The following is a 17803-nucleotide window of genomic DNA, read 5'->3' as shown; positions in this document are numbered from 1 at the left end:
CGGTATGGATTTACAGCGCATAGCCGATACCTTTGAGATGCTCGATGACTGGGAGGATCGTTATAGCCTCCTGATCGATCTGGGTCGCAAGCTTCCGGAGTTTCCAGACGCCGCTCGCACTGAAGACAATCGTGTAGAAGGCTGCACCAGCAACGTCTGGCTGCTCACTCATGTCACAGACGATCAACCACCTCGCATTGAGTTCCAAGCAGATAGCGATGCCTTTATTGTTAAAGGTCTTGTCGCGATTCTACTAGAGGCCTACTCCGGCAAAACGGCTCAAGAAATTCTTGATATGGATATCGAGTCGTTGTTTAACGAACTCGGCCTGGCGCAGCAGCTTACGCCTAACCGGCGTGATGGCTTTGTAGCCATGGTTAAGCGAATGCGAGCTGAAGCACAAGCTACCCAGTCTCATCCGACCGCGTAGCCCGGCGCCGCAGCACCCTGACCCCAATTGCGATGCCGGCAATAACAACCGGAATACTCAGTGCCGTAAGCACCTCGGGGGACACCACCCAACCGGCGGATCCTGCCCCCCGCAGCGCATAACCAATTAAAGACACGGTGTAGTAACTCATCACCACCACCGACAGTCCCTCGACCGTTTGCTGCAGACGCAGCTGAAGCCGCGCCCGGCGATTCATAGAATCAAGCAAGTCACGGTTTTGTGCCTCTAAGGCTACATCCACTCGTGTTCTTAATAAATTAGCGGCTCGGCTGAGGCGACGGGAAACGCGCTCAAGCCGCTCGCCCATATGGACACAAGTATCCAATGCAGGCGCCAGCCGGCGCTCCATAAACTCATCGAGGGTGCTGAGCCCTTCAATACGTTGCTCGCGAAGTGCGTTTAAACGTCGTCGTACCAAAGTGCCATACGCGGCCGTCGCACTAAATCGAAAATTAGTTTTTGCCATCAATCGCTCTACACGCGCCGAAAGCTGCGATAGGGCCGCCAGTAAATCGCGCTCTTCACTCAGCTCAGAAACGGTCGCAAGACGGTCCATTAACGCACCCAGCTCCCGCTCCATTGCGGTGACGTCAGGGCCAAGCTCTCGCGCCAACGGAAACCCGAGCAATGCCATAAACCGGTAGGTTTCCACCTCCAGGAGCCGTTGCACCAACCGGCCTGCTTGCTGGGCGGTTAATCCATCGTTGGCCACTAAAAATCGTAAATAACCCTGCTCATCGGCAATAAAGTCCGTCCAAACTCTAGCTGCACCACCAGCGGCATAACTGCCAGCCAAGCTTTCGGGTTGCAAGATATCCGTAAGCACAGTGCCCGACTGATCAAACACATCGCCTGATAACAACGTGACGTGCATTGCCGAAAGCAACTCTCCGGGCAGTTGCCCTAACCAATCAACGGGCAATAACGCAATCGCGGGATTTGAAAACGGCCACTCTTCTGCGCCGTTAGCAAAAATCGTGTACGTAGAGAATTCAGTATGACGCTCCCAACGTAACCGAAAATCAGGCGCTTCTAGAATAAAATGAGCCGCTTCTTCAGAGGGTTCAGCCCGGTCAAAGTGCTGAGAGAGCGCGGCCATATGAGCCACCTCTTCTTGACGCTTACTGGTACCAGTTTGGATAACCAAGTGCGATACACGCAAGGGTGAGCTTAAACTTTCAAACGGCCGGGCATGCGCCTCATGCAATAGCGCTTCTCGAAGAGGATGCACGGTAACTACTTCATTTATGCGATCCACTGTGTGCCTCGGTTTCTATTTAATGATGCCCATGAAATCAACTTGGGTATGGGCAGGATTTGCTGCTGCCATCATTCTGATGGTTACCGTAGGCATTCTACAAGTAAAGCCGCAAAAAACGGTTTTGGTGGGGTTTGATGCGCCTTTGAGTGCAAGGGCCGCGTTTGACCCCAGCGAGCAGGATGCAACCGTCTTTTACCTAGAACAAAATCCTAATTCCCGCCTCAAGCCACAGGGTTTTTTTTACGAATTTGATTCAGAACAGGCCCGCGGTCTGTATGTTGAGGCTCAGTCACAATCAATTCCATTTTTTATCACCACGCAGCCCTCATCCTTGGCCGTCGATGGCATTGAGCTTTTCAACAGTGATGCCACATTAATGATCAACACCTCGTCGACAACGCTTGCCATGTCGAACCGGGATGATTTCATTTTGCGAATCATTCCAGATCTAGGCGCTGAACAAACCGCAATTGCCGATCACCTAAAAGAACAACCAGAACGGCGATTACTGGTGCTCCAAGACTCTCAAAACGCCACCTATACCGATCCGGCATTTGAGGTCTTTGCCACAGAATTTCTTAAAGATGACCGCAAAACAATCACGCGTGAGCGGTTTTCGTTTGTTAATTTCTCAACGGCCGATCATATCCAAGCGATTAGCGAGCCACATGACGCCCTCTACATTCTGGCTGGAGACTTTCAAGCTGCAATAGGTGTACTGGCCCAACTATTTCATCGAATCAATCCAGATGCACCCATCTATCTCACGCCGTGGGCAAGCTCTGGAGCCATCTTTGATCGTATTGGGCCAGCCAAAGACAAGGTGACTGTATTCACCCATCATCGACCTGAACAGACGCGGCCGGCCGTTGATGCGTTTTACAGTCGGTTTATCGACCGCTTCGGCTATCAACCCAATGGGATGGCGGTAAAAATCACTATTGCGCTTGAGCTACTCGAACAAGCGGTAGCCCGCGGCCACACCACCCCCGCTGCGGCTAAGCGTTATATGCTAAACCAAGGCACACTCCAGACGAGCCTGGGCAGCGTTACCTTTAACGCTTATGGCGACAACCAAGGCGCCGAATTCATTCCCGTACCACTGCCGCGCATTATCCGCTGAAGTCCGGAGTCACGTCATATAAAGCCCACCGGCCACGTCTACCGTCTGCCCCGTGACAAAGCTTGCCTCATCTGACAACAAATACGCTGCCAGATCAGCAACCTCAGAGGGCATGCCAAGACGCCGCATGGGCGTCATTGCTACCTGCTCTGCGTTCACAGCCTCACCCACGGCCAAAACCATGGGTGTTTCTATACGGCCTGGTGCAATGGCATTGACTCGAATGTTGCTGGGGCCAAGCTCGGCGGCAAGGTGTTTGGTAAACCCAATGAGCGCAGACTTGGTGGCCGCATAGTGACAGGCAACAATTGGCGAATAGGTTTTACCGGCCACTGATGACATATTCACGATGGCGCCCGCGCCCGCTTTTCGCATAGCCGGGCTTAGCTTTCGAATGGTGTTAAAAGCGCCGGTCAAATTAACGCCAACCACTTTCTGCCATTCGGCGGGATCCATCTCCCAAATCCCATGGGCACGACCATTGTGCTTTGGTGATATACCTGCGTTATTGACCAAGCCATCGAAAGAGCCACCTAACACCGCTTCGGCTTGATCAATAGCCTCAGATATCGCATCAAAATCCGAAACATCAGCGCAGAGCGCCACCGCAGGCACATCGGGGGCATCACGCTTGATTTCGGCAACAACCTGCTCAGCCGCCTCTGCTGACCAATCAAGAACAGCCACAGCTGCCCCGCGCTGGGCAAGGCCGTGCGCAATCGCACGGCCAATGCCAGCACCCGACCCCGTCACGAGAACCTGTTTTGCCGTCTGCATAACTTAGATTCCCAAATACGCTTTGCGGATGTGGTCATTACCCATTAGCTCCTGCGCCGGGCCATTCATACTAATTTCGCCATTTTCAATCACATACCCGCGATCTGCAATTTGCAGTGTTTGGAATACGTTTTGCTCAACAATGAGCACCGTGGTGCCACTTGCTGCAATTTTCTTCACTACATCAAACACCTGCGTTACAACAATCGGAGCAAGGCCCAGAGATGGCTCATCAAACAGCATCAGCTTGGGGCAAGACATCATTCCACGGGCAATGGCTACCATCTGCTGCTCACCGCCCGATAACGATTGTGCTTCTTGGCTTAACCGCTCGGCTACTCTTGGGAAAAGCGTCAAAACCTCATCTAGCTTTTCTTTGTACCGAGGCCGGGCCACCTTAGTGAAGGACCCCATTTGCAGGTTCTCTAAAACCGTCATCTCGGGAAATAGCTGCCGTGCCTCGGGCACCATGGTGATACCGAGCTCAACCACCTTGTGCGCAGCCATCTTGGTGATGTCACGCCCCTCAAACTCGATCGAGCCACTCGTGGGGTTAATTAGCGATGAGATGGTTCGAAGCGTAGTGCTTTTTCCAGCCCCATTACCCCCAACAATTGTCACGATCTCGCCTTCATTAACATCTAAAGAGATACCGTGAAGAATCGTTGTAGAGCCGTAGCCCGCCGTCACATTATTAAGCTTCAGCATTGCCCGCCTCCTTACCAAGATAGGCTTCAATTACCGCCTCATCACGTACCACTGATTCAGGATCGCCCTCAGAAATAACAGCACCTGAGTTAATAACGATAACCCGATCAGACAGATCCATGATGGCCCGCATCACATGCTCGATGGCAATAATCGAGACACCCGTGTCACGAATCGCTTTGATCAGCCGAATGGCTTCGACCAAATCAGACGGGTTAATGCCCGCCATCACTTCATCAAGCAACAAAATACGCGGACGCATTGCCATTACTCGAGCCACTTCAAGACGCTTCAACCCGCCAATAGGCAAGTTCTTTGCCTCTTCATGCAAGAATCGGCCAAGGCCAAGCTCAGTGGCAATTTCTCCGGCAACACGGCGAGCCGAATCCACATCAGGGTGGTGATAAAACGCGCCCACCATAATATTTTCTTCGACCGTCATGGCAGCAAACGGTTGTACGATTTGGAAAGTTCGCCCAACCCCAAGGCTCACAAAGTCAGCAACGCCCTTGGGTGTATGTGGCTTACCATCGGGCCCCATCACCACTACCGAGCCACTATCTGCTTCCAGAAAGCCCGAGAGCATGTTGAACAGCGTGGTCTTACCGGCACCGTTAGGGCCGATGATGCCCAGCACCTCACCCTGTCGCAGGCTAATGTTGACGTGCTGAGTCACTTTCAACCCGCCAAAGTTTTTAACTAGATCATCAACCTTCAGTACCTCATCACCTAATGGTGGACGGGCTTTTGTCTGAATGGGATCAAGCTGCGGCGCGTCCAGCTCGGTGTCGCCAATAGGTTGCCCTGTTGTGTCATCAAACTGCTCGGGGTCAAGCGCCTTACGGGCCCGTTTGGGTAGCAGGCTTACCACCCCATCTGGCATAAACACCACCACCAGCATGAGGATCACGCCGTAAACAAAGCCATGCAAACCGAGCGCAGAGGCCCCCAGCAATCCGCGAGAGATCTCGGTAATGGGCACTAACAAAATGGCGCCTAGCAGTGGCCCAAAGACCGTACCGATCCCACCGACCAGCGCAAAGAGCACAATCTGAATCGAAAAGATGAGATCGAATGCTGAATCTGGCTCAATAAAGGTTAAGTACATGGCATGGAATGTACCCAGCATTGATACTAATGCACCCGACATAGCGGCCGCATAAATGCGCACTTTAACCGTTGGAATACCCGCAGCCTTAGCAGCGGATTCACGCTCACGCGTTGCAATAAGGTAAAAGCCCATCCGCCGATGACGAATTACCTGGGCGATCGCTAACACGAAACACAGCATGCCAAAGGCAATGAGCAACGAGGGTAGCCGATCCTGGAATATCATCCACTCCCAGCCCACCTGAAGGGGAATCATCTTCCCCGTGGCGCCGCCCGTTAGCCATTTCATTTCGATAGCTAACACATGAAAGACCTCTAAAAAGGCAATCGAAGCCAGCGCATAGAAAGGGCCTTTAAGCCGGAAGCATGGATAGGCAATTAATGCTGCAACAACGGCAGAAACGGCCGCCCCTACAAACATGCCAATCCAGGGGGTGATACCGGCATTCACCAAAATCATGCCGGTATAGGCACCAATGCCGTAATACATCGCATGGCCCAGCGAGAGCTGGCCAGCGTAACCACCGACAATATTCCAGGCCGTGGATAGACCGGCGAACAGACAAATCGTAATAAACACGTGGTAAACAAAATCGTTCCCCACCACGATAGGGGTAACTAATAACGCGGCAAGCAGCACAAATATATAAAGTGCTCCTCGCTTATCAGCGGAATTATCCACTCCGAAGAATCGGAGGACCGCTGGCGTTGTTGGTGACGTTTGATTGCTTGACATCAGTTATGTACTCCGACAAACAGACCGGCTCCGACTAGGAGACATGGGACATATTGCGTGCGCCGCCAAACAATCCCTGTGGGCGGAAAATAAGTACCAGCAAGAAAATCCCGAAAACCACGAGATCCTTCACATTGGCACCAAGATAAAAACCCGCAAACGCATCAACTATGCCGATAATCATTGCAGCTAAAAGCGCACCTGAAATGCTCCCTAAACCACCCATGACCACCACAACAAATGAGAGCAACACAAAATACTGCCCTACCTCCGGTGAGGTTGGATAAAGCGGTGCAATCAGCACGGCTGCCAAACCAACACAAGACACGCCAATACCAAACGTGACCATGTACACCCAAGAGACATTAATGCCCATCAGCTGAGCGGCCGCGCGGTTTTGCCCCGTAGCACGAATTGCTCTGCCTAATTGCGTGCGCGTCAAAAACAGGTGAATACCACCTACCAGCGCAATCGCCGCAATTAAGATGTTCAGCTGACCCGTTAGAAACATGGCCGGGCCCATATCGACCACGGTGCGTAAACCTGAAGATGGCGTGCTGTAGATGTCAGGGCCAAAAAGCATGAGCATCAGATTGATCATGGCGATAGATAAGCCCACCGTGGCAAAAATCATGATGTGCTCGTCTGAATCCTGCAGCGGCTCAATTAATACTCGCTGCACAAGCATGCCTAATCCGAAAATAAGGGGTAACACGACGACTAAAGTGACATAGGGGTGCACGCCAAAATAAGCCGTGGCAAAGAAGACGAGAAACATCGCCACCATTAAAAACTCGCCGTGCGCGAAGTTGATAACTTTGACAATTCCAAAGACAAGCGTCAGACCCACACTAACGATGGCGTAAAGAGCGCCAAGCATTAGGCCGTTGACTAAATTTGTAAAAATCAGATCCATGGCTAGTTAAACCCCATGTCAGATTGACCGCTGGATAAGTGGCGGGCGCTAACGCGACCCGCCACTTTCTTTGCTAAAGCTCTAAACTTAGAGCTCCAAATCAGCAACTGCTGCGTCCGGTGGGTACACCGTAATCAGCTCACCATCACGCCACTGCATGCCCATCATAAATGCCGCATCGTTTTGGCCATTCTCGGCAAACTTGGCGCCATAACCCACAGCTGTGGTGCCAGCAGGAATATCAACCGCCATTAGCGCTTCGCGAATGGTTTCCGGCGTAAAACCTTCCACCTGATCTAACGCTTCGAGAACTATCTTGGCGCCCGCGTAGTTATTCAAGGAATGCCCTGAACGAGGATCAGAACCGTACTTAGCCCGATAGGCTTCGACGAACTCATCCACACCAACAGCAAAACCCTCGTTTACCGCGTATTGCGTGAAGTCGGCATTTAGCACACCCTCGATAACATCAAACCCGACCGCCTCAGCAGTTGGCATCATCGAGTAGCCACCACCGCCACCGATAATGGCTGATGGCTCAAAGCCACGCTCGTTGGCCTGACGCAAGAACAAAATGCTGTCGTCCTGGTAAGAGGTCTGCATCACGATATCGACATCACGCTCACGAAGACGCAAAACAATGGAAGACATATCAACATTGGTGGCGGGATAACCCTCAACCATCACAATGTTTAAACCAGCCTCTTCACCATACAGCTCCTGAAAGCTAGCAACAGAACTGCCGTAGTTGGAGTCTTCATGGATAATGCCAATCCGCAGATCAGCCGCATCACGACCCAACGCCGGTGCAACGGCTTCCAAAATCATGTCGATATGCGTGCGGGCCATATGACGTGCGGTTGGGTTGGTCCGATACATGTTCTCAAAGCCACGATTGGTGATTTCGTGAGCAACAGCGCCTAACTCAAAGTAAGGTACGCCGGCTAACTCAGTCACCTGACTTGCAGCAATCGAACGAGACGATGCATATGTGCCGAAGATCGCTTCGACGTTTTCACGGGAAATCAAACGCCGTGCCTCACCAATCGCCTGGTTTTGGTCAACAGCATCGCCGCCCTCAAGCACAATTTGCATGCCCTGCACGCCGCCATTGGCATTAATCTCTTCAACCGCAATCTCAAGACCACGGAAGCTCTCCTCGCCCAATAAGGCAAGCGGACCACTCAGTGGATACAGAGCACCGAACTTTACCTCATCGGCACTTGCGGTACTGATAACACTTGTGCTGGCCGCCACAGCGAACGCTGCAGGCAGCAAGGCACGAGCCAGTTTTTTTTGCATGGTCATACCATCTCTCCTATAAGAATTATTAACAGCCGTCTTGGCTGCGGTTGGTTCACGGTTACCAAAATGTCTCCTCCAGTTCGCTGCTGCCGGAGTAGGCGGTAACCGGCGGATAAGCACTCGCATCAGTAATGACATCGAGTACTGTTACGCTCGGTCGCAGAATCGCCGAGGCCAAAGCCTCGCCGTACTGTTCTGAATCGGTAATTCGCACGCCATAGGCGCCGCAGGCATTGGCTATTGCCGCGTGATCTACCGGGAGAAAATCGCAAGCATCGGTGTAGGCGCCATGCAGTACCTGTTCAGAGTGCTTCTGATAACCCAATAATTGATTGTTAAGCACGGTAACGATTACCGGGAGCTTTAAGCGCATCGCGGTCTCAAGCTCCGCCCAGCAATGCCCAAACCCACCATCACCGGTCACACAATGCACAACAGCATCCGGATCGGCGGCTTTTGTTCCGATGGCAAATGGCAATCCCCAGCCCAGCCCAGCCAGGCCGCGCGGGGTTAAAAATCGCGCGCCCACGTGGCGTGCCGTTAAGAAATTCGCCACCCAAATTGAGGAGTAGCTGGCATCCGCAACCACCCGCGAATTGCTATCAAGCTGAGCATCGAGCTCTGCCATCAACCGCTCAGGGCGAACCGGCGTAGCTTGCATATCTACCCATTGGGCCATCTGCGATTGCCAATGCGCACGTCCTGCCTGAATCTTTTCTTTTGCCGTTGTTGCAAACGCATGCACGCCATCGGGTAGCGCAGATGCCATGGCATCAGCTAGCGCCGTAAGCGTAAGTTTTGCATCACCAACAAGGCGTAATGCCTCGTAATTTCTGCCAATTTCTTGCCCGTCAATGTCTAAATGGATCACCTGCGCATCACGTGGGTACAGCTGCCAGCTATCTGTGCCATTTTGGTTGGTACGATTACCTACCAAGAAAACCACATCGGCCTCGGTAACTAAGCTGCGCATGCCTTCGCTACGGCTGCGGGGCCCCATAAAGTAGCCCACCACTCCCAGTGAAAGCGGCTGTGTTTCATCAACCGCGCCCTTACCCATCACCGTCGTTGCCACGGGAAAGCCCATCGCTTGCAGTCGTGCCAACGGTTCGTAGGCGCGCGAGCCATGTATGCCGCCCCCGGCAATAATGATCGGGCGCTTTGCTTGCGCGAGGCACTCGGCCGCTTTGGCCACAGCCTGCGGATCAGCTACTGACCGATCTAAGGGATAACGCCCAAGGCACGCTGTTCGCTCACTACGGGTGGTTACCGTCTGATCAAGCACGTCTACTGGCACCAGAAGCACAGCGGGCCCTGGGTGGCCGGATGCGGCTGCCGTAAACGCCATGTCAACGTAGTCTTCGAGGCGATTCACCTCATCAACGCGCTTCACCCAGCGAGACACCGCACTAAACATGGTGATGTGATCCAGCTCTTGAAATGCATTCCGCTCTCTCGCGGTGGTTGGCACATCCTGAACGATGGCAACAACCGGGATCGAGGCTTTTAACGCCTCGCCCAAGCCAGCCACGAGCAACGTTGCCGCCGGTCCGTTCTGTGCGGCCACCACTGACACACGCCCGCTCGTTCTTGCATAGGCATCAGCCATCGCGGCACCGGCATTCTCCGTTCGGTAAGCCAACTGCCTAATGCCAAGCTCGGCCCCGGCCAGAAACAACTTAGACGGAATGCTCTGGCCAAATATCTCAGTTACGCCATGACGCTGAAGCGCCTTTGCCAGTACCTGCGCGCCTGCTGGCATTACCGATCTCCCTCGAAACTCAAAATGACCTTGCCGATATGCGGCGCATCCATACGCCGATGGGCATCAACCACCTCCTCGAACGGATAGACCGAATCAATCACCGGTAAGCACTGCCCATTCTCCCAAAGGGGCATTAATTCCTGCTCAAGCTCATTAGCAATTTCTGCTTTTTCCTCAACGCTTCTGGCCCGTAACGTTGACCCGGTAAACCACAGCTTTTTGGCCATAATTTGCCAAACATTGATTGTGGCCTCGGGCCCCGCCTGTAATGCAATCTGCACAAGCCTTCCGCCCGGCGCGGCCGCAGCTAGATTACGGTTAACGTACTCCCCACCCACCATGTCCAGACATAAATCAAACCCATGCCCATCAGTGGCTTTTGTTAAAGCTTCAACAAAATCTTCTTCTTTATAATTAATGGCCACATCTGCCCCTAAATCGAGACATTTCTGACATTTCTCTGCACTTCCCGCCGTAATTGCTACGCGCGCCCCACGCGCTTTTGCAATTTGGATTGCGGTTGTCCCAATGCCTGAGCTACCCCCGTGGATTAACACCCACTCCCCTTTTGTCAGTTGCCCACGCTGGATCATGTTGGTCCACACCGTAAAATAGGTCTCTGGAATGCCTCCCACAGCCGTCCAATCAACCCCTGCAGGCGCTAACAGCGCATTGCGCTCATCAATCACCGCATATTCCGCGTAGCCACCACTGGCCACGAGCCCAAAAACCCGATCTCCAACCGCGAAACGCGACGCCTCACTACCAACGGCGATCACCTCACCAGCAATCTCTAGGCCGAGCACATCACTAGCCCCCGGGGGTGGCGGATAACCCCCCATGCGTTGCATAACGTCTGGACGATTCACGCCAGCTGCTTTTACCTCAACCAGCACTTCCCTACCGGAAGGGGTAGGTGTTTCCATTTCTACGATTTGTAGGGCTTCCGGCCCACCTGGCTCTGGTGCGATCACAACTTTCATGGTTTTACTCCGCGTGTTCTTCGTAATAGCCATAGGCGCTCCATCCTCCATCGGATGTCACCACTTGGCCGGTCATAAATTGATTTTTTTCAGAGGCTAGAAAAACGACTAGCTCGGCAATCTCATCGGCTGTTCCTAACCGCCCTTGCGGCGTGCGCCCTTTAATCTGCTCTAAGGACAGGCGCCCCTCGTCTGCCAGCGCTCTAAGAAACGGTGTATCGATGTAGCCAGGTGCAACTGCATTCACCCTGATACCGCGATCAGCCCACTCAATCGCTAACGCCTTGGTCATCATTGATACCGCGCTTTTACTCGCGCAGTAGGCAAGCCGCTCAGGGGCCGCAATCTGCCCATACATCGAACTGACATTAATAATGACCCCGGGGCGACCAGACTGATGCCGCCGGGCAAACTCTCGGGCCGCTAGAAAAACACCCGTTTGATTAACAGCGATTGCTTCATTCCATCTTGCTAGCGTGAGCGACTCAGTAGGAACGTTGCATGAAATACCCGCGTTATTAATTAAGATATCGACTGAGCCGAAGGATTCGATAACGGCCGCAAACCCGCCCGCAACACTGGCTTCATCTGTTACATCACCGGCAATTGGCAATGCTTCGGCGCCGGTGTGCGATAGCTCTTTAGCTGCCTGAAGTGCTCGCGCTTGATCTTTTTCGAGTAACGCCACGCGATCGCCGTTTGCCGCAAACTGGCGTGCAAACGCCAAACCCATGCCGGCGCCCGCACCTGTAATCAGCACGTTTCTCGGTAGTGAATTATGGCCGGTGTCAGTCATTTAGGTGCTTTTTAGTCCTGTTTATCGACCTATCTAAAACCCTAGGAACCCAAATAATTTAGGTATCCCAAGCTCCTCCATGTCTTCAACTTATCATCCTCTCTGCTTGTCTTACAAGTAGTAATCTGCCATCCTTTTTTCCAACAACTTAAACTCTTAATGAGGGGAGCTAATCCGCTTAAGACACAGGTCTACGGCGGATTGAAAGGTCCAATGAATGCTCCAGACAACAAAAATAGGAGCCGTTATGAAAAATAATGTGGAGCCCATCCTGCGCGCGCGCTCATTACCGACCGAGGTAGCCAGTCGCCTTCGCATTGCCATCGATCGTGGCGACTTTGCACCCTCAGGGAAATTACCCTCACAAGAACAGCTGGCCAAAACCTATGGTGTCAGTCGCCCCGTCATCAGAGAGGCCCTGTCTTTATTGAAGTCAGATGGCCTCATCATCACGCATCAAGGCCGCGGGCAATTTATTAATCCAGAGGGGTCGTCGGTTTTTCGTTTAGAAGCGGATATTTCGGATCAACATGACCTGATGGATCTTTTCGATTTCCTTCTTTCTGTGGAAGTCAGCGCCACTGAGTTGGCAGCTGAACGACGTTCAGATGAGGAGCTCTTAGCCATTGGCCGCTCCCTAAAAGCATTGGAAACGGCAATTAAGAATCACGAACCGGGCGTTAAAGAGGATATGGAGTTTCACCAAGCCATTCTGCGTGCCTCCCACAACGACTACTACATTACCTTTGGCGACTTTCTCGATAATCAAGTACGCCGAATGATTCGCACCGCACGCACCAACACCGCACAGCAAAGTGGTCTTGTTCACGAAGTTCAACAAGAGCATGACGCCATCTATCGCGCGATTTGTGCAAGGGATCGCGCACGTGCGCGCGATGCGGCCGCAAACCATCTTATTAACGCCGCCCGTCGTTTACGACTGGGGCAAGCCAAAGCACCGACCTAAGGAGCAAGCAGAATTATGTACGGTAACCACATAGCGGGGCACTGGGTTGATGGAACTTCTATCAACATTAATGTGAACCCCTCAGACACGCGAGATGTAATCGGCGAGTATGCGATTGCATCCGCCGAACAAACGCAAGACGCCATTGCGGCAGCAAAGGCGGCGCAAAAAGGCTGGCAGAGTTTTACGGCAGAGGCACGCAGCGACATTCTCGATGAAATTGGAAACACGATACTCGCTCGCCGTGAGGAACTCGGCACCCTACTGTCGCGTGAAGAGGGGAAAACCCTTGCTGAAGGCATTGGCGAAGTGGTTCGGGCCGGACGCGTCTTTAAATTCTTTGCCGGTGAAGCATTACGTCTGGCAGGCGAACGATTACCTTCTGTTCGCCCCGGCGTTGAGGTTGAGGTCACCCGACACCCGCTTGGCAGCGTTGGGATCATTACACCGTGGAACTTTCCTATTGCGATACCCGCATGGAAGATTGCGCCCGCACTCGCCTATGGCAACACCGTGGTGTTTAAACCGGCCGGTTTAGTGCCTGGCTCTGCGTGGGCGCTCACCGACATCATCACCTCAGCCACCGGAATGCCCCCTGGTGTGTTTAATTTGGTCATGGGCCAAGGCAGCGTGGTTGGGGAATGTTTGGCACGCTCAGAATTGATTGATGCCATCACCTTTACTGGGTCTACGCCGGTCGGCAGAGGCATTGCCACACTATGCGCCGAGCGCGGTGCTAGAGTGCAACTAGAGATGGGTGGCAAAAACCCATTAGTCGTCCTTAATGATGCTGACATAGACGTTGCTATCAGCATCGCCGTGAGCGGCGGTCTTTATTCAACCGGGCAACGCTGCACCGCCTCGAGTCGCCTGATCGTTGAGCAGGGCGTTTACGATTCTTTCGTATCAAAGCTGACTGAGGCAACGGCCGCACTTGAGGTTGGCAATGCCCTCGATCCTAAAACTGATATCGGCCCGGTGGTATCGGCAGATCAGCTTGAACAAGACCTCTACTACATCAAAAAGGGCGTCGAAGACGGCGGTAAGCTAGAATTTGGTGGCGAAATTATTGAGGGTAAGACGCCCGGTTATTACCTTAAGCCGGCAATTTTCTCTGGCACCAGTAACGAAATGACGATTAACCGAGACGAGGTTTTTGGCCCCGTCATGAGCGTTATAGAAGCCGCCGACTATGAAGAAGCACTAGCGCTAGCCAATGCCACGGCGTTTGGCCTGTCAGCTGGAATTTGCACGCGCTCATTAGCTCATGCGGCAGACTTTCGCCGTAACGCGCAGGCCGGCATGACCATGGTCAACCTACCAACCGCTGGCGTGGATTATCACGCGCCATTCGGCGGCATGAAAGCGTCGAGCTACGGCCCCCGCGAGCAAGGCAGTCACGCCCGCGAATTCTTCACCATCACTCGCACCAACTACATGGCACCGGGAGCAGTTTAATGGAAATTACCGGCAACACGCGGATCAGCGCAATCATTGCAGACCCAATCCATCATGTAAAAACGCCCCAAGGCATCAATGCACGCCTGCTTGCCAATCACGTTGACGGGGTCTTGGTGCCAGTACACGTATCGGCAGACGAGCTGCCTGCTGTGGTGAATGGGTTTCGAGCGATGAAAAACCTGCAAGGGTTTATCGTTACCGTGCCCCACAAAAGCGCCATCCTTGCACTTTGCGATGAAGTAGAAGAAGACGCGCAACGCATTGGTGCCGTAAACGTTGTGCGGCGCGATGAAAACGGACGGCTGCGCGGTTATATGTTGGATGGAGAGGGCTTCGTGGCTGGATTAAAAGGCGCCAATATCCCGTTAGCCAATCAAACCGCTTATCTGGCAGGCGCTGGCGGAGCCGCGAATGCCATCGCGTTTGCGTTGGCCAAAAACGGGGTAAAACAACTAACCATCGCTAATCGAACGGCGGAGAAAGCTGAAGATTTAATTGATCGGGTCTCCAAAGCTTACCCCAAGTGTCAGTATCAATTAGGCAGCCGCGACCCGTCGGGTCATAACCTGGTGGTTAATGCTACCTCCCTGGGTCTACGTACAGAAGATGCCTTGCCCCTTGATACCGAGCCGCTGACACCCGATCAAACCGTGGCTGAGATTATCATGCAGCCGGCAGAAACCGCGCTTTTAGCGGCGGCTAAATCCAAAGGCTGCCAGGTCCACCCGGGGCTGCCAATGCTGCAAAATCAATTGGCCTTAATGACAAAAATCCTAGCCTTTATTGAGGAAGAATAAGGTGGAGACATACGACTACATTATTGTCGGGGGTGGCACAGCCGGCTGTATACTGGCCGAGAGATTATCTGCCAACAAAAAACATCGGGTGCTGGTTATCGAAGCTGGCTCCCCGCCACGTAGTCCTTGGATTCCTATTCCCGCTGGCTTTAGCAAGCTCTTGGTCAATCAACGTTACAACTGGCGATTGACATCAACCCCAGAACCCACCACCGCCAACCGCGCCATACCCATACCCCGCGGGCGCGGGCTCGGCGGTTCATCGCTCATTAACGGCATGATCTATGTGCGTGGGCAAGAACAAGACTATGACCGATGGGCTGAGGCAGGCGCACAGGGCTGGGATTGGAGAAACGTTGAACCCTACTTTAAACGATTTGAGCACTGCGCCTTTGGGGATAGCACACGCGGGCAAGCGGGCCCTATGCATATTGAGGAGGTTGCTGAGCGATGCAAAATCAGTGAGGCGGCCCTCGCTGCGGCACATGCAGCCGGATGGCCGATGAATAAAGATTATAATAGCGGTGATCAGACCGGGTTTGGTTACTATCAGGTACTGCAAAAGAACCGGCGCCGCTGGAGCGCATATGACGCTTACCTGCGGCCTGCTTTATCACGGCCAAACTTAACCGTTAAAACGGATGCCCAAGTGCAAAGACTCATTTTTAACGGCAATCACTGCGCTGGCGTGCGCTACCTCAAAGCCGGACGACCGATGAATGCCGCCGCTAGTTCCGAGGTCATTCTATGTGCCGGTAGCATACATAACCCGCAATTACTGGAACTCTCAGGAATTGGTCAGCCAGAGCACATCAAAACATTAGGCATTGAGCCCATTCACGCGCTTAATGGCGTTGGCGAAAACTACCAAGACCACTATGCCACCCGCATGAACTGGCAGGTACGAGATGCCGTTACCATTAACGAGCGCTCACGCGGAGTAAGACTGATAAAAGAGCTCATGCGCTATGCCCTACAGCGCAGAGGGATTCTTAGCTTAGGCACCGGCTTAGTCTATGGCTTTGTATCAACGCCTTATGCTAAGTACGGCCCCGATATTCAGTATTTTATTGTTGATGCAAGCTATGCCAATGCCGCCGAACGGGTGCTAGATAAAACGCCCGGCATGACAATTGGCGTTACACAGCTGCAGCCAGAATCCAAGGGCAGCATTCACGCGGTGGATAGCCAAATCGGCTCATCACCTGCCATTCGTCCGAATTTCCTCAGCGCCGGCGATGATGCCAATGCGCTGGCCGAAGGCATGCAAATGGCTAGGAAACTCGTTGCGCAATCACCATTAAATTCATTACTCGTAGAAGAAATGAACCCCGGTATGGATGTGAACGACTCCGAAAGCCTGATTGAGTGGGCGCGCGAAACTGGGCAAACCATTTATCACCCCATTGGCACTTGCCGAATGGGACGTGAAGATGATGATCAGGCCGTTGTTAACAGCCGTTTGAAAGTACGTGGGTTATCGGGGCTACGAATTGCAGACGCATCAGTCATGCCATCTATGGTCTCAGGCAACACGCAAGGCGCTGTCATGATGGTTGCCGAGAAAGCAGCCGACATCATCATTGCTGACAAAGCAAGCTAATTGCTTGCTCACGGCTGACCTCTTGTTCTGATGGGACCTGCGCCTCTGAGTCCTGTATAAAAGCGGCCATATCTTTAAACACCACGGGTGAACCCGTGTATCGCGTAAGCATGTGATAACCATCCGGGTAATAAACCGCCCGCCAATGCCCATGCTCAGGTAGCGTGCGAAACATTTCGCACGCAGCTTCTGGCGGGATTATTTCATCTTCGCCACCATAAAGGATTAGCGAGGGGACACTGGGCAGCTGTTGCATTGCGGTTAATGCCCGGCCCATCAAATTAGAGATTCCACCAATTGAGTCGACCCGTGTGTCACTAATGCGAAGCGGATCTTTTGTAATCTGCTCCAAAACATCCGGATCATCGGTTGGATCGATTGCAAATGCTGGTCTGGCAAGCTTCATGTTAGGAGCGGTTCTCTCCCCCACCCACAATGCACCCTGCTGATACCAAGGCATCTTCGAGCGAGCCCACACCGCGGGGCCGACCAATATCACACCATCAATGCGCCCAACGGTGTCAGCATCTTGCAGCATCAATGCAGCAATCGCCCCACCCATACTCAGCCCCATTAAAAACAACGGTTGATCAGGATAGCGCGCGCGCAAAGCGGCTAAGGCAAACCGTGCATCATCGACGAGTTCGTCCGTGCCTGGCCATTCCGGGCGAGTGGCACTGGCACCAAACCCGCGCTGATCCCAAGCATACAAAGCAATGCCGTATTGATTGAGAGCGGCGGCGGTGGAAACAAAAGATCCCGCATGATCATTAAAACCATGCACGCCCAGCACAACCGCGTTTGGCACCGCTTTACGTTCGGGTGCTGGGCCCCATCGCCTTAGTGGCAAAGCCATGCCATCAGCCATTACGATTCGATGGTGGGTGAGGCCGTATTCAGTGACTTGAGCATCCGGCAATGGGCGTTCGCTGAGCAATTGCGGTTGATCAAGACTAATGCCCGCTGCCTCTGATGTTGCCGCAGAAAACAACACGCATAAACCTAAAGCAAGCGTAGAAAATTTTTTTAACACCGCCGAAGGCT

16 protein-coding genes are annotated in these 17803 nt (G+C 53.0%); 6 read left to right on the top strand and 10 right to left on the bottom strand.

What is annotated here, in order from left to right; translation table 11 throughout:
- The first annotated feature begins 4 nt into the window (after nt 1-4).
- Nucleotides 5-430 carry a SufE family protein gene (locus tag GH984_RS00380; RefSeq protein WP_153718244.1) on the top strand — a complete coding sequence of 142 codons (426 nt, stop codon included), beginning with the start codon at nt 5-7 and terminating at the stop codon, nt 428-430.
- Here GH984_RS00380 and GH984_RS00375 read toward each other — a convergent pair.
- On the bottom strand, nt 405-1709 hold the full coding sequence (locus tag GH984_RS00375; RefSeq protein WP_369691869.1) for a DUF3422 family protein: 1305 nt from the start codon (nt 1707-1709) through the stop codon (nt 405-407). The two genes, GH984_RS00380 and GH984_RS00375, sit on opposite strands and share 26 nt — an antisense overlap.
- Before the next feature lie 22 nt (nt 1710-1731).
- Between GH984_RS00375 and GH984_RS00370 the strand changes: the two genes are divergently transcribed.
- A complete protein-coding gene (locus GH984_RS00370) occupies nt 1732-2835 on the top strand; it encodes an ABC transporter substrate-binding protein (RefSeq protein ID WP_172973125.1) in 1104 nt (367 codons plus the stop codon).
- 9 nt (nt 2836-2844) lie between these two features.
- Here GH984_RS00370 and fabG read toward each other — a convergent pair whose 3' ends face one another.
- The 8 genes from fabG to GH984_RS00330 form a co-directional block, all read right to left on the bottom strand.
- On the bottom strand, nt 2845-3612 hold the full coding sequence (fabG, locus tag GH984_RS00365) for a 3-oxoacyl-ACP reductase FabG (RefSeq protein ID WP_153718242.1): 768 nt from the start codon (nt 3610-3612) through the stop codon (nt 2845-2847).
- A 3-nt stretch (nt 3613-3615) separates the two neighbouring features.
- Nucleotides 3616-4320 carry an ABC transporter ATP-binding protein gene (locus GH984_RS00360; protein ID WP_153718241.1) on the bottom strand — a complete coding sequence of 235 codons (705 nt, stop codon included), beginning with the start codon at nt 4318-4320 and terminating at the stop codon, nt 3616-3618.
- Nucleotides 4307-6112: a branched-chain amino acid ABC transporter ATP-binding protein/permease gene (locus tag GH984_RS00355; RefSeq protein WP_216643600.1), complete on the bottom strand. Its 1806-nt coding sequence runs from the start codon at nt 6110-6112 to the stop codon at nt 4307-4309. Before GH984_RS00355 ends, GH984_RS00360 begins: the two co-directional genes overlap by 14 nt.
- An 88-nt stretch (nt 6113-6200) precedes the next feature.
- Complete coding sequence (locus tag GH984_RS00350; RefSeq protein WP_153718239.1) at nt 6201-7082, bottom strand: branched-chain amino acid ABC transporter permease; 882 nt, start codon at nt 7080-7082, stop codon at nt 6201-6203.
- Nucleotides 7083-7169: 87 nt separating this feature from the next.
- On the bottom strand, nt 7170-8390 hold the full coding sequence (locus GH984_RS00345; protein ID WP_216643599.1) for an ABC transporter substrate-binding protein: 1221 nt from the start codon (nt 8388-8390) through the stop codon (nt 7170-7172).
- A gap of 55 nt (nt 8391-8445) precedes the next feature.
- Nucleotides 8446-10149 (bottom strand): acetolactate synthase catalytic subunit, encoded by a 1704-nt coding sequence (locus tag GH984_RS00340; RefSeq protein ID WP_153718238.1) that lies wholly within the window; start codon nt 10147-10149, stop codon nt 8446-8448.
- Nucleotides 10149-11135, bottom strand: a complete 987-nt coding sequence (locus tag GH984_RS00335; protein WP_216643598.1) for an NAD(P)H-quinone oxidoreductase — start codon at nt 11133-11135, stop codon at nt 10149-10151. Before GH984_RS00335 ends, GH984_RS00340 begins: the two co-directional genes overlap by 1 nt.
- A 4-nt stretch (nt 11136-11139) precedes the next feature.
- Nucleotides 11140-11931, bottom strand: a complete 792-nt coding sequence (locus tag GH984_RS00330; protein WP_153718236.1) for an SDR family NAD(P)-dependent oxidoreductase — start codon at nt 11929-11931, stop codon at nt 11140-11142.
- 247 nt (nt 11932-12178) lie between these two features.
- On the opposite strand from GH984_RS00330, the gene GH984_RS00325 reads away from it, so the two are divergent.
- The 4 genes from GH984_RS00325 to GH984_RS00310 are packed head-to-tail and all read left to right on the top strand — an operon-like array spanning nt 12179 to nt 16759.
- Complete coding sequence (locus GH984_RS00325; RefSeq protein WP_172973124.1) at nt 12179-12898, top strand: FadR/GntR family transcriptional regulator; 720 nt, start codon at nt 12179-12181, stop codon at nt 12896-12898.
- A gap of 15 nt (nt 12899-12913) precedes the next feature.
- On the top strand, nt 12914-14356 hold the full coding sequence (locus tag GH984_RS00320; RefSeq protein WP_153718234.1) for an aldehyde dehydrogenase family protein: 1443 nt from the start codon (nt 12914-12916) through the stop codon (nt 14354-14356).
- The gene (locus tag GH984_RS00315) at nt 14356-15156 is read left to right on the top strand and encodes a shikimate dehydrogenase family protein (RefSeq protein ID WP_153718233.1); all 801 of its coding nucleotides are present in this window, start codon (nt 14356-14358) and stop codon (nt 15154-15156) included. The genes GH984_RS00320 and GH984_RS00315 overlap by 1 nt, the downstream gene beginning before the upstream one ends.
- A gap of 1 nt (nt 15157) precedes the next feature.
- Complete coding sequence (locus GH984_RS00310) at nt 15158-16759, top strand: GMC family oxidoreductase (RefSeq protein WP_216643597.1); 1602 nt, start codon at nt 15158-15160, stop codon at nt 16757-16759.
- Here GH984_RS00310 and GH984_RS00305 read toward each other — a convergent pair.
- A complete protein-coding gene (locus GH984_RS00305) occupies nt 16737-17792 on the bottom strand; it encodes an alpha/beta hydrolase (protein WP_153718231.1) in 1056 nt (351 codons plus the stop codon). The two genes, GH984_RS00310 and GH984_RS00305, sit on opposite strands and share 23 nt — an antisense overlap.
- Nucleotides 17793-17803 lie beyond the last annotated feature (11 nt).

Source organism: Spiribacter salilacus (assembly GCF_009649225.1).
GTDB classification, from domain to species: Bacteria; Pseudomonadota; Gammaproteobacteria; order Nitrococcales; family Nitrococcaceae; genus Spiribacter; species Spiribacter salilacus.
This window is presented reverse-complemented; position numbering and strand designations above follow the sequence as displayed.